The organism is Xanthomonas sp. BRIP62418 (assembly GCF_003993495.1).
Taxonomy (GTDB): domain Bacteria; phylum Pseudomonadota; class Gammaproteobacteria; order Xanthomonadales; family Xanthomonadaceae; genus Xanthomonas; species Xanthomonas euroxanthea.
The window spans coordinates 168,370-184,506 of sequence record NZ_QEZG01000037.1 but is presented as its reverse complement, the minus strand read 5'-3'; the positions used below and the strand labels follow the sequence as shown (position 1 = coordinate 184,506).

Genomic DNA, 16,137 nt, shown 5'->3' with positions numbered 1-16,137 from the left:
GGAGGGGGCGGTGGTGGTGGTGGAGGCGGTGGTTAGTCAAAATCGCTTCCGTGACCAGCCGAGCTTAGGAGATCTCATGGACAGGCAAGACGCTGCCGCAATGGCGGAAATGATGACGAAATTGAATGCATCGAACGCGTCGTTGCAGGAGACCATCACGGTACTGGCGACCCTGATGTCTTCGACGCAACAGCGCGAACAACGGTTGCGCGATGTGGTCGCGGAGCAACTCCAGTTGCTCCAAAACGCGGTGAGTAGCGCCGATCACAAGGTGAATCGAGTGCTGGAAAACGCGCTGCCGAGGCTGACCCAGTTGACCAATCAGGCGCTCGGCCAGACGCTGGAGCCTGCAGCAAGGCGGTTCAATGAAGAAATGGTCAATGCTGACCAGACGCTGCAGCAGGCCACGCAGCGCTACAAGCAAGCGCAGCATACTTTGGAGACTAGGGTCACGCGGCGCATGTGGATCGCCTCGGCCACAATGCTCGTAGCAGGCATCCTGGGCCTAGGGGCCGTGGCTTTCGCGTTGGGCATCATCAACGAGAAACGCAACGAATTGGTGCAGCTTCGCGCCTCGATTGGCTATTGGAAGCTAGTCTCTCAAGCAGACTTGGCGCCTTGCGGAGAGAATCGCCTCTGCGCAACGATCGAGAAGAGCGGGCCGCGCTATGGCAAACAGAAGCAATATCGAGCTGTAAATTTACGCTAATGAGCCCCTTGCGCTTTCACTGCAGCAGCATACTTGATATGCATCGACAGACCGGCACGCACCTTCAGTTCGAATAGGTCGCATTGGTTGCCAGGAAGACTTTTCGCTACGACATCTCCTGGTAGGAAGACTGCGTAGTCACCCTTTACGGTACGAGCGATCCTCGTCGGGGCACTGTCTGAGATCCATCCGACTTGATTGAGCGAATCGGTCAATGTTCTATTGTAGAGACGTTCAAAATGTACAGACGTTTCTTGGCTCTGGCACTGGTTGGTGCTGGTTGTCATAAACGACTTTGCTCTTCCTATGACGGTGCACTTGTGCAAGCGTGGGATGACCTCTACCACGCGGGCTGCATCGAGAACTGCTTTCAGTCTTGTCGATATGCATTCGCTGTGACCTTCAGACAAAGCCAGATTGCTTACCAGGTCGTCATTGGTGGTGTAGGGCGACCCGCATGCAGAAAGAACGAGAAGCATCGGAGGTAGGAAGATTCTCTTCATGGGTCACGTTTGCATTATGAGAACGCTTGGACAGTTGCTGTGAAATGCATCCTTGATCATTTCATAGAGCGTTTCTGGCACGTGGTACTGCAGGTGGTCCGGCCGCATCACAACAATCAAGTCATCGGCAAAGTTGTGCCTGTCGTGGTCGCTGAATTGATTCTGGCGCGCCGTCAGCCTGAGCAGCATTGCCGAACTGCCCTCATTGATCGTGGTGGCCAGCTTGTGCCGACCATTCAACCTCGCCAGAGTGGCGATCGCTGCGTTGACGCGAAGAATGATGTTGAGGTTCTGTCGGCTGATATGCATGGTCAGCGGCGACTTGAGCAGGCGGATGACGAACTGCGCTGCGCCGGAGCTGCGCTTGACTGGCAGCACGATGATGTCCGGCTGATCGACGCAGAATCCGGCCATAAGATCGTTGGTGGCCAGCAGCGCTGCATTGGCGGGGACCTTCTCAGGTTGAAAACGAGCCTTCACTTCGTCAAAGAAGGTCCGCAGGCTGCGTGAGCGTGCGTAGTCCAGCGTCGCAAGTAGACGCTCGTTTGAGCGGCCGACTGTGGGCATGTCCGGCCATTCGATGAGGTCGTTGTATGGAACTGTGTTGAGAGATCCAGACGGGTCCAAAATCGGCCTCAGTGCTGTCATTAGGCGCTCTGCGAGCTGACGGAACGCATCGTGTGGGGAAACGGCACGTTCGGCGCTCCAATCCAGCAACGGGGCTCCGTTTGATACTGAAGCTCCCTGAGCGAAGACTTCGGATAGGTTCTCGTTCACCGAGATTGCGTCGCGGGCCTGCCGCTCGATCGCCGAGAGCACGCTTTGGTAGATCCGATCGAGAGCGTCGACCGAATCCTCCAGCCTGAGTAGGTCCAAGACGACCGACTCCGGAATCTGCGGTAGGTTTGTTGGCGCGGACGTCGGCATCGCGCCTGACTTGAGGCCGACTCGTCGCTGGGCTAGCAGCGGATTCTTGGTCCGCCGTTGTATGGGTTTCTTGGAACGCATATGGGCAGTGTGTAAGGAATTGCTCAATTCTGGCGAGCCGGCTTTGCGTTCGTAAGCCGGGTTGGGCGGGCATTGAATCGGGGGCGTCCCTGCCCCGCCTCCTGACGCCTTAGCCCGTGCGGCGCTGCTGCCCGTAACCGCTCCCCTGCGGGCGCTGGCCACCGCCGGCGCCGCCGCGGGCTTCCTTCGCAGCTTGCGACTTGGTGTGCAAGTCGGCGGCGCGACGGATGGCCTGGTCAACTAAGTAGCCGTCCTTTTCCTTGAGCTGGTCCTTGCACGTCCGGTAGAACATGGCCAGAACTTCGCCCACATCGTCCGGTCCAACGTTGACGTTGCGGATGTCTTTCCCTTGCGCGATCGTGAAGCGAATGGCGCCGGCATACTGGTCCGCCGTTTCCTGCACTTCGATCCACTTTTCGTTGTTGGCGCCGTGGCCAGCAAATCGTGCTTTTGGCAGGAACCCTCGCAGGACTGCCGTGATGAGCTGCACTTCCTTTGGCACGCACATCAGGGTGATCTTGCCGTCCCAGTTCATGCCGCCGCGCGTGGACTGTCCGTTCGCCTTTGCGATGGCGATGTTGACCGTGTAATTCGTGTTCTGGTTGTTGACGCAGCGCTCGAACTGGATTGCTGTGTCCCGTCCAAAGCAGGCTTTCTGGTCGTACTTAGACTCCTCCGGTACGCGCGGGCCGCCAGAGCTGCCCTGCTGCTGGCGATCACGTGTGGGATGACTAACCACGCGGCGGTCCTCGTAGTCGCGGGCCTGTTGGCTCTGGCTGCGATTATCCGATCGCGGAGGCGGCTGGTGCTGGCGCTGCTGGCCACCATTCTGCTGCTGGTTATGGCGTTGCGGCTGCACATGGTGCTGGTGGCGCTCCTGCTGCGGCGCCGGCCGATGCTGTTGCCTGGCATGCTCCAAGTCCGAGGTCGTATCGGCATCATCGCCCGGAGGCGGCATGGAGTTGATGCCGCTGTTGCTCGGCGCACTCTGTCGCTGTTCCTGCTGGTGGCCTGCGGAAGGTGCCGCCGCACTCGACAGGCCAAGAAGTGCGGGCAGCCCCTGGGCACGAACTGCTTTGAAGCCGTCGCGCAGGTGGGCGGTCAGGAACTCGGTGGCGTTGGCATCACCTGCCTCAACGCTGGCTAGCAGGTCGCCAACCAGCTTCGCTCCCTTCAGCTTGCAGGTGGCATACACGTCCGACAACGAGATGGTATTGGAGATCGACTTGATGATGCGGCTGTGCAGCTTCAGGGCAAGCGACCATGCACGGATCTGACTGGTCGACGTAGCGTCTTTTTGCTGCAGTCCAGCGACCAGGCTCTGGCCATACTGCGGCGGAATGCTGGAGAACAGAACTGAGATTTCACCCGGGTCAAGCTGGGCGAGACCGGCCTTCTCCAAGAGGCCATTGAAGACTTGCGGACGGACGAGGTTGCTCATGTGCTGATCCCTGGCAAAAGTTTCCCAGCACATCCTTTCATCTTCTAATCGCACAGCCTGCGATCAGTGTAAGGAGCTGCTGTTCACTTCATTTGTACCAGCGAGCACGATCACTCGGAAATGAGTTTGGGGGAGAAATTAAGCGGCACAGTTAAAGTCTTAAAGCACCATCCAGTCGCCACCCTCGGTAAGCACTTCGTACGCCGTGCTGCCATCGGCCAGTCGGATGTGGAACGCAGGAGATGTCCCCACGCGACCGATCACTTCGCAGGTGCCTCGGCCGCGGCTCCAGATTTGAGCGCCCGGGGCAAGGGCGGAAATGTCGGTGAGTGGCCTACCTGCGCTGAGGGCCGCCAGGTGAGGAAGAGTTTCGATGCGAATCAGGCCTGCCATCCCCTTTGCCTCGATGTAGCGTTGGGCGACACGCGGGCTTCGGAGGGTGATGCAGTCCTGCACACCGTCGCGCACCGCCTCGGCTACACGCATCGAGATCCCAAGCTCGCCCTCAAACAGGTAGGGACTGGCGCGGCGAATGCCGTCGTTGGCGGGGGGAAAGTCCTCGTATTGCTCGATCCAGCCGGTGAGCATCGGATCCTCTGCGTGCTGGATCACCAGGTGGTGCTTGGCACGGGTCACGGCAACGTAGGCGAGCCGGCGCTCCTCCTCCGCGTCCAGGGGCGAGTTAGCTGGAACGACGCCGGCGTTCCAGCTGGGAAGGATAACCAGTGGGAACTCGGCACCCTTGCTTGAATGGACTGATTGAATGCGCACGTGTGGATGCTTGGGCGGCTTGTCCTTTTCGTGAGCGGCCATTGGTCCCAGTTCATCCAAGAACGCGGTCAGCGTCTCGAAGCCCTCAGCGGCAGCTCGCATCGCCTGTACATTCCGGACCTTCTCCTCGCCATCTTCGCGAGTGCGTGAGTGCTTGAGCAGAGAGTCGATCAGGTTGGTGTACTGGATGTAGGTGTCGATCACTTGGCCAGGGCGCAATGACCGCATGCCACCGGCACAGAGCATCTCCATGAAGCTTGCCCGGTCCTTCAGCATTGGCAGGCCCGTTTTCAAGCGCTCCATTTCGTGCTGCGTGACGATCGAAGCAATTTGCTTCACGGCCTGCAGCATGCCCTTCCCCACTGCCTGCGAGCCTTGATCTTCGAAGACCTCCATCGCGTTGACGGTGAGCATCTGGGTCACGGCATTCGACACAAACACCGTAGGAGCGACCATCATGGCCTGAATGAACCGCGGAATGCTTCGCGTAGGGAAAGGCCAATGGTCGGCGGCCATTGCCATGGCGCCCACCAAGCAGCCAATCTCAGGATTGTAGAGCGTTGCTTCACGGCCATAGACGAAGAAGGGGATGCCGGACATCAGCATCTCCATCTGCAGAGGGACCGAATGACTATAGTTGCGGCACAACATGGCGGCATCGCTCAGCGAACCGTTGGCCATGCGCTCCTGCAACAAGTTGATGATGAAGGCGTTGCGCCCCTTCACCGGGTATGTCAGTTCGACCAGCGTGTTGGGATTGCCTTCCTCAGCAATACTGATCTTGTCGTCGCGCTCTTTGTTGTTGACCACGATATGATTGGCGAACAGCGCCAATTCGTCACCGAATCGGAAGGTTCGTGACATAGCGAAGCGAGTGCACGGAGTAAAACGCGCGGCGAATTCGTGCACGATGTAAGCAACCTTGCTGCCGCGCCAAGAGTAGATCGCCTGATCGGCATCGCCGACCACCACCACGGTCGTGTCCGGACCTGTGATTCCTTCGAGGATGCTCATCTGAACTTCTGAGATGTCCTGGAACTCGTCCACCTGGATTTGCTGGTAGCGTCCGCGGAACAGGCTCCACAGCTCAGGGTTACCGCGCAACGTCACGGCAGTGTCGTAGATTTGGTCATCGAAGAAACGCAGGCGCCTGCGGAGACGCTCATTCTCGAACCTGATATACGCACCCACAATCAACGTACGGGCCTCGTATGGCATGTCGGTGCGATCGTAAACAGTACCGGGTGTGTCAAAGCAGCTCTTAGTCAGAGTCTTGAGCGAGTTCAGCATCTCGAACTGCTCCTGGGAGACGTAGACGCCCTTGCCCGCTTGGTCTTTCAGGGCTTGCCGCATCATCGCGTCTTCAGCCGAGGCTGAATCCTTTGGCTGAAGGGTCCTGCCGACATGGCCCTGCTGCTCAAGCTGCTTCCACATTGCCAAGCAGAACGCATGGTACGTCTTGACGTGGGGGATGACGGAAGTGCCCATGCGCCTGGTCAGGCGGCTGCTGAAATCAAGCTGGGCTTCCTTGTTGTACTGCAGGCAGAGAATCTGGCTTTCAGGAATGCCGGTGGCGATCAGCCGCCGGCAGCGCTCCACCAAGGTGGTGGTCTTCCCGGCGCCGGCAACCGCAGACACCAGTGCGTGCCCGGTGACGTGGTTTGCTACGGCAATCTGTTCGTCCGTGAATCGTCGGCTCATGTGTTCAGACTAGGCCATTTGGGAGTGTCGCCAAAGTGGGTTTGGGGGAGCATTGAAAGCCCCCCCAACCTTGGTTTCGGGCGCTGATTGCCGCTGCTACCGTGATGGGACCTTCTTCGTATACTCACACACGCATGCAACGCATTGCCCTCCTCCTCGCGATGCTGGCCAGCGCGCCCCTCGCCCTGGCTGCCTACGACGAGCCCCTTTCGGCCGCCCAGGCCTTCCGCCCGACCCTCTCGGCCTACGACGCGAACACCTTAGTCATCTCGTTCCAGATTCCGGAGGGGTACTACCTCTATCGTGACCGCTTGTCGATTATCGACACGGAGGGTTTTCAGCTGACAAGCTACCAGATCGGCGGCACCAAGGTGATTGATGATCCGGTCGCTGGGCGTGAGGAGGTGCTTGATGCCGGTAGCCGCGTTGTCGTTCGCGGCATGTCGACTGACCAGGCCTCTAGGGTGCGGCTACGGCTCAAGATGCAGGGCTGCCTGAAGGACCAACTCTGCTATCCGGCTGAGGTGCGAACACTCACGACACGATGACTCAGAATCAACAGGCACAAAAAAACCCCGGCAGATGGCCGGGGTTTTTCTTTTAGGTGTTGATGGTGTAACCGCGGCTAATGACGGCTTTCCCTAGAGGAATGCCCCACTTGTATGTCCAGCTTCCGTAAGCACCGATGATGCAGTTCAGCGGCGTGGCGTAGGGTTTGACCCTAATCTGAGGATGAGCGGATTCCAACGTCGACCGCTGTCGCTTCACTGCCCAGTATAGATCGGCGTTCGGCGTTGTCAGAAACAGCGTCTTACCTGGGCCAAGCAGATCAAGAATTGCCGTCAGGGCTATGTAAGGGTAAACCTTGAGGCTAACGTCGCACTTGCTCCGCATGTGGATTCGATTGGCCTTGTTGAAATGCAGTGCATATTGATCGCGTCCAACATGCTCAAGCTGATAGGCATACCATCGCTGCTTGGCGTGATGATGATTGCTGGCATGCATGGGGCGCGGCTTCGCGTGGGTGAAGTACCGGCAAAGGATGGCTGCTAGGACACCAAGAACGCTGCTTGTCAGCGCACCTGTTACCAGATACAAATTCAATCGTAATTGGTAGTAGGAGTAGATCAGATTAAGGCGATTGGCAACTGAGATAGCACCTAGCGTGACTAGTAGTGCGCACGACAGCAAAAAAACATAGAGAGCAACGACCATCATCTGTTGATCGGAAGGCCACCGCATGCGTACCCGTTTGTCGAACGCAACCCGCCAAAGCCATTCCATCAGCGGACACGTGACACGCCAGAGCCAATCGATCAGGGGGATGGCTACAAATAGAGCAAGGAGCAGCAAATTCTGCTGAGGAGTGAGTGACATAGGAACCATAGTAGAACCCCGGCCTGTCAAAGCGCCGGGGTGATGGGGTTGGATGGATTAGTTTAGTGAAGCGCGCAATGGTTCGAGAACCTGTAGCACGATCGGAAGCTTGCGAGCTTCCTCAAGTCCGAGGGACCGGAGGACGTCGTTCCAGTCAACCGTCTTCTCGCCAGGGGCGGGAGCGAACGGCGGTATGACGCAGACAGCCTTCTTGCCTGCTTTTCGGAGGCGGGCAACAAGTTCGGCCGCTGCGGTTTGGCCGACTCCGTTGTGGTCTCGATCAGCCCACACAATTACGGCCTGCACGTAGTCGGGAACCTCTACTTTCGTCATCTGGTTCTGGTTGAGCGCGGACCAGGTAGGGTAACCAGCAATGGCGCGGGCAGCCAAGGACGACTCGATGCCCTCCCCGATCATCAAAACGGGATGAGGCTCGGTGTCGAACTTGACGGCACTGCCTTCGATGGGGTGGGTAGAGATGGAGGATGTAAGCCGACGTACAGATTCGACGTTCGCCTTCCGCCCATCATTGGTGATCCATGTGCGGTGCAAGCCACAGGTACGTCCGTTGATGTCCGTCATCATCGCCACCATGGCCGGCCCTGTATGCGTCACATTGCGTTCGGTGAAATATTCCAGGGCAGGATGACAGCGAAGCACATTAAGCGGCCCACGCACTTCGTGCAGCTGCCGGTTGTAGAACCAGCGCCGAACGGGTGCAGAACGGTCATCGGTCAGGGGTAATGCATCGCCCCAGATCTGCTGAACGATCTTCTTGTTGAAAGCATCCTTCCGCGCAACTTCGTCAGGATCCTTGGCCTTCACGTATCGGACCGGAAGGTTCGACGCGTCGAAGCGACCACCAAGCGCCTCCACCAGCATCTTCTTGGCTTCGAAGAAGGTGCACCGGCGGGCGTGCATCAACAATGCCCATCCGTCAGTCCATTTGCCACAAGAGCAAATGGCGCCGCCAGTGTCAGCGAAATCCTGAAAAATACGGAAATCGTTGACACCGCCGTGAAACGGGCAAGTGATGTGGTGCTGGTGTCCTCTCTCCACGGCCAGATCCAGGCCAGGAATGAGGCCCGGCAGCACCTGGTCCCAGCGGCCCTTCAGTGTTTCGTTGAGCAGTCTGGTTTCGTGTTGTTGCTTACGCCGGTATTCCTGTTCTTCTTCTGCGGTGCGAATGCGGTTCATGTCGGCTCCTTAGGTACGCGGTTTTTGCTTGGCAATTGCGATCAGCACGCCGCTGTTGCATGGCGTGTTCTGAGGCGTTTTGAAGTGCCCGGTTCGGGCGTATTGAGGTGGTTCTAAAGGTGTGATTGATTCGGTATTGGCGGGCCGATTCCCGTTCGTGAGGCGAGCCTCAGAAAGTGCATCGGCAAGCTAGGGGCTTGCCCATGAACTCTCCAGGCCAGGAGTCTCCCCAACCAGCCTGATGGCCGGTTGGGGATGTCCTGTGTCAAGCCGCTCGCATCAACTTGCGGCCAAACAACTGTGTAACAACCTCGGGGAGTTGCGATATGTCGGTCAGATCAACCCAGTTCTCGAAACCGCAGACGTTACGCGCACCATAGGTGCCCATCACTGCAACTTCGATACCCAGGCTCAAGGCGTACTCAACGGCTGCCTTGGTGGATTCAACGCGATCGCTATTGGGTTCACCGTCGGTAGTCAGGATCATCACCTTGCGTGGCTTGCGCTGCGCTTGGAGCATCCGGATACCCAGGTAAACACCATCATCCATCGGCGTGCCGCCAGATGCATGGAGCTGGAAATGACCAGGTACATGCTTTGCCTTGCGTCCGAATGGAAGGATGATGTTGTTGCGCGGGAAGGTGAACGCGCCACAAGTGACGCCTTCAATTCCTTCCAGAGCCACAGCCGAGGCATAGACTGCCTCACACGTTAGCTTGATCTTGCTTCCGGACATCGAACTGGATGCATCCAGGCCCAGTACGACCGCGGTGTCCAGTGCAATCTCTTCTGAGACCGATTTGAACACCCGGCTATCGCCGACAGCTACACGATGGATGTGTGAGGTCGACATTCGACGTCCGCGCCGGTGGATGCTCACTTCAGCTGCAGAAATGGCTTCCATGTTCCGCCGGAACGAGCGTCGAAGTGGACTGGTTACAGCCAAGGCCGCACCCATGTCGCAATCCGGATTGGCATTCGTATTGATGGAGGTGGTGACGTTAGAAACGTTGACGTGCATGGCTGGGCTGTCGATCTTGAGTTCACCCCGCGAGCGGGGTGCCACCTGATTGACCACCTGTGCCAGCGCATCCTTGATGGCATCTGATCGTTCCCCGGCCCTCTTGTCCGTGTTGGAAGGGTCAAGAATGGACTGGAGTGCCGCCAAGACCGTGTTATCGCCTCCACCCGCCCCGTCGCCGGGACAGATTTCGTCGTTGCCCGTGTTCCCTAAGTCAGGCCTGTTGCTCTTGCCCTTACTGGCGCCGCCCTTCTTACCCTGGTCACTGCTAGAGCCTTCAGAGGCGCCCTGCTGGTCGTCCTGGGCATCCTGCTGGTCCTGGCTATCGCCAGAGCCCTCAGAAGCACCATGTCCGTCCTGCGGAAGGTGATCGCCTTGCCCCTGCTGTCCCATCTGGTCAGCCGCCCCGGAGGGTTGCTGGCTTGGCCGGCGCTGCTGCTCCACCTCTTCCTTGGCCTTCTCGATGAACTTGGCTATGTTCCTGGCCATGGTCAGCGAATCGGCGGTACAGGAGAGCTGGTCCAGCTGCGGGAGCATTGCATCCAGACGCGTCATGAACCCCTTGGAAAACTTCGACTCACAAGTCGCATAAGCCTCCAAGGCCAGCTCCTTCGTGCCCACGTCCCCGCGATAGTCGCAGTAGAGCCGGTACAGCAGGTAGCCGGTGAGTGCGCCCATGGGAGTGGCTTCAGCCGTCACATGGGTGTACCGATCCATCAGGTAGAGCGATTGGGTAAGACTGTCGAGGAACTTTCGGGTGTTCGGCCACTTTCCGATGAACGCATTCTCCATGCGCACGTCTTCGATGATCCCAAACAGCGAGTCCACCAAAGGGGTCACGCTCTTGAGATGCGCCAGAACCGAGAAATCCGATTCTGATACATGCCCCAGTTCGTGGTACCCCAGCCCGTATGCAAGCGACGACATCAGCAAAAGCGTGTCGATGTCGTTCTTGTTGTCCGGAATCGGCAGGTTCATCAGTTTGATGACCTTGCCGTCAGTGGAACCGCAATCGCTTGCACCGTAAACCACATGCACCTGGCATCCCGTGGCCGAAGCCAGGCCCGTCAGTGCAATGGGCATGCCGCCCAGCGTTGCCATTGCGGAGCGAACTGCATTTTTGGGATCCAACGCACCGCCCGTAAGGGCGGTGCGAAGGATGGTCCTGCATTGATTCTTGTCCATGTAGTGACCTCAGATGTTTTGCGAGAACAGCTGGCGGCGTGATTGCGACAGACTCTGGTTGGCCACCATGACGGCTGGCTCTACCGAGGGGATGTCGGAATACGTTGCAGGCTGCGCCGTGGTCGATCCTGCAAAAAGGGTCGGTTGGGCGGGGGTAGTGGGAAGCTGGGGTGCGTTGGGGTTGGCCGCGAAAGCCTCGCCAATTCCAAGTGTCGTTTCCGGATCCATCAGCTGACGCAGCACCGTAGAGCAGGTGCTGGTCTGCTGTGCATTGAGCGGACCGGTGAACGGAAGACTGGAAAGGATGACGCGCAGAGAAGTGACGGTCGGATACACGCGAGCATCCAAGAAGGAGTAGTCACTCAGCTTTTCCACAAGTCGGGTGACTTGCTTGACGGTCGCCTGAGTGACTGAATCCTTGAACCGACGCTTCCCTTTCGGGTTGCTGGGCTCCACCGGAACCATGAACGAATTGAAGAAGATGTCCCGAGCCTCGGCCGCTACGTCTTCCATCAGCCGCGGCGTCGCATTCACCATGATGGTGTTGGCGAAGTGCGCATTGATGGGATCTGCATCGTTCTCAGCAGGGGCGGTGATTTTGAAGACGCCCACCTTGAAGGCAAAGCGCTTACGCACTTCATCGGCGGTAAGGCGCCCCTTCATAAGGAGTTCCTTCCATTCGACAGGCGCTTTATCGACCTGCTCCATATAAGCGGACTGCAAGAAAGCGATGAATGAATCGACCTCAGCAATGAACTCTGCTTCCAGCTTCGGCAGTTCGTTGAGTACCGTTACAGCACGATCCTCATTCACTGCCACGCAGTCACCGATCAGTGAAAAACCCTCGGTCTTCAGCAAGCGCTCAAGGCGCTTACGCAGTTTCCGCGGTCCTGCCAGGTACTTTTGGTCCACCAGGTTCTTACGGCCATCCGATGCGAACTGCTGCGGCGGAAGGGTGGATGCAATGTCCTTGTAGTCCAGATCGCGGTCGATCTTGAGGGTTCCCGACCAGATCGAAACCTGGGGTGAAAACATCACGAGCTTACTGATGGGCGAGTCTTTGATTGAGATGGTCATGGGAATCTTCCGGGTGCGCGACCCACAAGAGAGATGACATCCCGATGCGCAGGCGGGATGTTGGTCCCGACTGAACAGATAAAGTCCCCAGGGGACATTACTGTCCCGGTCGGGTAGTTGAGCAGGCTAACGTGGCCTGTGGACGTAAGAGCCAGGGGCTCAAAAGGGTCTTTCTGCTGTCGCCGGCGGAGGCAGGAGAAAGACCCCTCGGAGAGGGGTCTGTTGGTGGTCAGAGCGACATTGAGAACGCAACCCTCCCTGCCCTTGGCGCTGGCGGAGGAAGTGGCTTCGCAATCAAATCGAGGTGGCACAGCAGGGAAATGGCTTCCACCGGCACCTTTCCAGTTCGATGTACAAGGCGGAAAGCTTCCTTGACATCGAAGGCATTGGCGTCAGCGTCGGTAGCAGCTACATCAACAGCGCATGCAGACATCGCGAAAAACACCGGGACAGCCTGGTGCCTTTGCCGCTGTGGCACATACGTGGTGACTTGGACGCCCTTGAAGTTGTTCTTGACGGCTGCAATAAATCCGTCGAACTCAAGGTCGAGGCCTGAAGGCCCCGGCACGTCCTTCACTACCACGCCCGACTGGCGGACATCGATAAGGAAGGCGTGGACTGCGTCCATGTCGAGGAACTGGGCTGTGTAAAAATCAAGCGGTTCCTGGGCTGCATCGAGCATTTCCGAGAAGTATCCCTGAGCAAGGTACGAGCCAACGATCTCGTTGATCCGGTCCTGCTCGGGGACTTTTAGTGCACCGAAACCCTCGACGTCCGTCTTGGGCCTCTTTCCGGGCTTGGTAGTTGTGATGGTAATACCGACATTATTTTTGGAGACCTCGACACTTTTGAATGTGCCGTCGGCCTCCCGCTTGCGGAGGATGATCGGGGCCATGTGCTACCCCTTATACGAGGATCGTTTCGTAGAGGGCCTTTACGGCTTCCTTTTCATGATCTGGCATCAAGTTGGTCAGGACCGGGCCTAGGGCGTACAGCCCGGGTGAAACGCCACGGTTCAGCATGTAGCCGAAGGTCGATTCCAGGTACAGCCAGTCGATCACCATCGAGCGACAGAAAGTACGAGACAGCTGAACGTTCTGATTGCCGATCTTGGTGGGCGTCTTGCCCGCATCGCGCAGTGCCACGACAAACGTGGCCTTCTTCTTGACGACGCCGGCATCGAGATCCGGATACAGGGACTGGATGAAATCAGCCTCCTGGTCCGCCGTTGGGGAGTCGTACACCATGCTGAAGAAGCGACGCAGCACGCTGGCGTTCTGGCCGCGGGTACCCGCGAAGGCATCCGTGGGATCGTCCAGGAACTTAGAGTTGCAGGTAGCGTGGACTTGGAATCCGCGCTTGGCGTGGATGACTTCGCCGGTTTCCGTAATGACCACCGTGCCGGTATCGAAGAACTCGTTCAAACCCAGCAATGTGCTGGGCTTGGCCGCGTCGATCTCGTTGATGACCAATGGGATTCCGTGCTTAGCAGCCAGAGCACCGGCACCGTATTCGATGATGGTGTCACCACCAACAATAGAACGCGTGTACAGCAGGTCGGTAGGCTCCATATCCGCCCGCATCGTAACCTCGATGCACGGTATGCCTTGGATGGCAAGCCGTTGGCGAATGTGTGTGGTCTTACCGGTGCCGCTATCCCCGCTGACCAGCAACCCTCGACGCGGCTCCGCGTCATCACGCGACCACTCACGAGCCAAAGCCATAGAGAACAGGCGGTCGAACTCGATGTTGTCGAAGTGAAAGTAGGGGTTCAATGCCGATAGGTACGTGTGGTTCTTCGTACCCACTCCGACAATTGTGTCAGCGTCGCCGATGGTCAGACCGATTGCCTGCATTTTGCTGACCGCGACCCTGTAGTCCAGGGGTGAGGCTGCCAATGCGTTGGTATCGGCGAACGGGTCGTTCGCGGGGATAGTGATAGCTTCGAGATTAGAGTTGTACATGGTGGACTCCAGTGTGGAAAAGGGGAGTCCGCCCGTCGGGGAGAATTCTCCCCAGTAGGGTTAGTTGTAGTTATGCGACCTGGCTCGCGATGCCTGAGGGCACGCGAATCGTGGAACGTCCAGCTTTCGGCTCGAAGTCGAACATCTTGCAGAGCCCCAGGAAGGAGAACTCCGATTCGTCCGTGCTGTAGAGCCACATCAGCGCATCCGCATCGCCACGTTCCGCTGCCAATACTGACTGGCGGAACACGTCGTAATGGAGTCGCTCATGCTTGTACCGAGCCCGAACCTGTTTCAGGATTGCATCCCTGACAATATCCGGATCGACGTTGCTGACGTAGCAACACGTCTCGTAAGAGAACGGGTCGTTCGGTCGGCTTGCGGTCATCCAAACAACCAACTCAATCAAGCGGGCGTTGTTGGTTGCCCAGTTCTGCTGGAAGGCCTCTTGGAAGGCTGTCAGCATTTTCTGGTGGATGATGATGATCTCCTCGCGACTAAATTCCGTGTCGTTTCCCCTGACGCGCGCCTCGCTGTAGCGAGAACAAGCAGGCTTGGAGACATACTCGACGACGCGCTCAGTCTCGCGGGTCCGCATTTGAAGCCTGTACTGCAAGGTCTTCTTACGATCCTTGCCAGGCCGCCTGATACGAAATGCATCCTTGGAGAATCGGCCCTGCTTCTTGCGAGAGCTGATCAGAAGGTCAAGCATTCCGTCCCGAGTGTAGCGATGACTTACCTCGATATCCGAGTCCGTCACCGTGATACTGAACAACTGGGGCTGTATATCGTGGCTGCCCTGACTGTTACGCCGCTTCTGGCGCTTGTGCTTGCGATCTTTCATGGTGTCTCCGTCTTGTCGATGAACCGGCTAAGACGAAGCCCCAGAGTCGGGAGTTCGTCCCGACCGGGATTGATGTCGTGATTTGAGCTTCACGGAGCTGTCAGACCAGCTGACAAAATCGACTAGGGCGACGAAGCCCACGATCCCGATTGACTTGGATTGCCTCTACGCTCGATGAAAAGCGCACACGCAATCCCGCCGTGGGAAGGGCACTGGAATGAACAGGGACGTTTGCCCAGAACGGGCGCTGTTGAAAGGTCGGAGACCTGAATAATGGGGCTTTAGCGGCGCCCAGACCGGCGTGTCGATGCACATCAAATTTAAGGGTGCGCAGTTGATGTGTCAACCGGTTTTCGGAAAAAAACCGGGATCGCATAAGCGAATCCCGGCACACTGACAAAAACAAGTTTTCTTCACAGTCGTCTTGTACTTCTCCGACTACGACTTTTTAGTTCTATGCTGCACGTCGTTGGAATGGTTCTCGAACAACAAGACCATCCATCGATCCGACCATGCATAGGTTACGCATATCACAGAGAGTACATGGAGAGGAAAACGCACTGAGTGGCCTTTTTGGAAACTTCCCTGCCCTGATGTTCCGGCCAGTTTCAAGCCGAGATTGCATCCACTCCAGCTTTTCTTCCTCACTACGCATCCGCACAACACAAGGCTTTTCGACCATCGGACCAGTTGCACCGCGCTTGACGGGCACCTTGCGCTTCAGTAGCTCAACGAACATGGTGCCGTCGAGCCGCTCAAGACCCATTTCCGCCATGAACGCTTCAACCACTACTTGATAGCCGGTTAGCTGCTCAGATAGTAGTGCAAAGCCCTCAAACGAAGCCTGAGCCGGTGTCTTCCAGTCGCAGACGAATATCCAACCATCACGCTTACGGCGCAGGATGACGTCGATGATAGCGGTGTACTCAATATTCTCAGGCAGACCGATCTTGAACTCGCGTTCAAGGATCGGCTCACCCTTGGCATCAAGGACCACTTCATACTCGCCTTGCTTCCAGAACTCGTCGAACCTTTTCATCATCAACCTACCGCAGTCGATGAAGTCCTGGATGGACCAGTTGGCAGGAAGCCGAAGGTTGGTCGCCGATGCTCTGCGCACGAACTCCTGCTCAAAAAACTCAGGAGCCGTGAACAGTGCGCCGTCTATCTCCGACTTCAGGTACAGGTGGATGGCCGTGTGCACAACCTTTCCGAACATCGTGGCCATGCTCTCCTGGATACAGGTGAGTCGGTCGATCTTCGTCAGCTTGTACTGCCGCGGACAGGTTAGGTAGGTAGAGTCAGACGAGAACGACAGGTATAGGGTTTTCTGCATGGC

At 57.5% G+C, this 16,137-nt stretch carries 14 protein-coding genes; 2 read left to right on the top strand and 12 right to left on the bottom strand.

Annotation, left to right across the window (positions count from 1 at the left end; genetic code table 11):
* Positions 1–76: 76 nt before the first annotated feature.
* Positions 77–709: a hypothetical protein gene (locus tag EO174_RS12005; RefSeq protein WP_031424586.1), complete on the top strand. Its 633-nt coding sequence runs from the start codon at positions 77–79 to the stop codon at positions 707–709.
* Here EO174_RS12005 and EO174_RS12000 read toward each other — a convergent pair.
* The 4 genes from EO174_RS12000 to EO174_RS11985 all read right to left on the bottom strand — a co-directional run bounded on the left by EO174_RS12000 (position 706) and on the right by EO174_RS11985 (position 6,133).
* Entirely contained in the window at positions 706–1,212 is a 507-nt protein-coding gene (locus tag EO174_RS12000; protein WP_005997770.1) for a hypothetical protein, read from the bottom strand. The genes EO174_RS12005 and EO174_RS12000 overlap by 4 nt on opposite strands.
* Before the next feature lie 3 nt (positions 1,213–1,215).
* Complete coding sequence (locus EO174_RS11995) at positions 1,216–2,088, bottom strand: hypothetical protein (protein WP_126941434.1); 873 nt, start codon at positions 2,086–2,088, stop codon at positions 1,216–1,218.
* 241 nt (positions 2,089–2,329) lie between these two features.
* Positions 2,330–3,661: a hypothetical protein gene (locus tag EO174_RS11990; RefSeq protein ID WP_031424584.1), complete on the bottom strand. Its 1,332-nt coding sequence runs from the start codon at positions 3,659–3,661 to the stop codon at positions 2,330–2,332.
* Positions 3,662–3,820: 159 nt separating this feature from the next.
* Entirely contained in the window at positions 3,821–6,133 is a 2,313-nt protein-coding gene (locus EO174_RS11985) for an ATP-dependent helicase (protein WP_005997774.1), read from the bottom strand.
* 134 nt (positions 6,134–6,267) lie between these two features.
* Between EO174_RS11985 and EO174_RS11980 the strand changes: the two genes are divergently transcribed.
* The gene (locus EO174_RS11980) at positions 6,268–6,681 is read left to right on the top strand and encodes a protein-disulfide reductase DsbD N-terminal domain-containing protein (protein WP_005997776.1); all 414 of its coding nucleotides are present in this window, start codon (positions 6,268–6,270) and stop codon (positions 6,679–6,681) included.
* Positions 6,682–6,733: 52 nt separating this feature from the next.
* On the opposite strand, the gene EO174_RS11975 is transcribed toward EO174_RS11980, so the two are convergent.
* From EO174_RS11975 to EO174_RS11940, 8 genes are all read right to left on the bottom strand, one after another.
* Positions 6,734–7,510, bottom strand: coding sequence for a hypothetical protein (locus EO174_RS11975; RefSeq protein ID WP_039422639.1), 777 nt, complete (start codon positions 7,508–7,510; stop codon positions 6,734–6,736).
* A 57-nt stretch (positions 7,511–7,567) separates the two neighbouring features.
* Positions 7,568–8,707, bottom strand: coding sequence for a toprim domain-containing protein (locus EO174_RS11970; RefSeq protein WP_005997780.1), 1,140 nt, complete (start codon positions 8,705–8,707; stop codon positions 7,568–7,570).
* 265 nt (positions 8,708–8,972) lie between these two features.
* Positions 8,973–10,913 (bottom strand): vWA domain-containing protein, encoded by a 1,941-nt coding sequence (locus EO174_RS11965; RefSeq protein ID WP_005997781.1) that lies wholly within the window; start codon positions 10,911–10,913, stop codon positions 8,973–8,975.
* A gap of 9 nt (positions 10,914–10,922) precedes the next feature.
* Positions 10,923–11,990, bottom strand: a complete 1,068-nt coding sequence (locus EO174_RS11960) for a DUF3150 domain-containing protein (RefSeq protein ID WP_005997782.1) — start codon at positions 11,988–11,990, stop codon at positions 10,923–10,925.
* Between the two features lie 229 nt (positions 11,991–12,219).
* Positions 12,220–12,885: a hypothetical protein gene (locus EO174_RS11955; protein WP_005997783.1), complete on the bottom strand. Its 666-nt coding sequence runs from the start codon at positions 12,883–12,885 to the stop codon at positions 12,220–12,222.
* Between the two features lie 10 nt (positions 12,886–12,895).
* Positions 12,896–13,954 (bottom strand): AAA family ATPase, encoded by a 1,059-nt coding sequence (locus EO174_RS11950; protein WP_005997784.1) that lies wholly within the window; start codon positions 13,952–13,954, stop codon positions 12,896–12,898.
* A gap of 70 nt (positions 13,955–14,024) precedes the next feature.
* Positions 14,025–14,798 carry a hypothetical protein gene (locus EO174_RS11945; protein ID WP_005997785.1) on the bottom strand — a complete coding sequence of 258 codons (774 nt, stop codon included), beginning with the start codon at positions 14,796–14,798 and terminating at the stop codon, positions 14,025–14,027.
* Positions 14,799–15,252: 454 nt separating this feature from the next.
* Positions 15,253–16,134, bottom strand: coding sequence for a PD-(D/E)XK nuclease family protein (locus EO174_RS11940; RefSeq protein WP_157999010.1), 882 nt, complete (start codon positions 16,132–16,134; stop codon positions 15,253–15,255).
* Positions 16,135–16,137 lie beyond the last annotated feature (3 nt).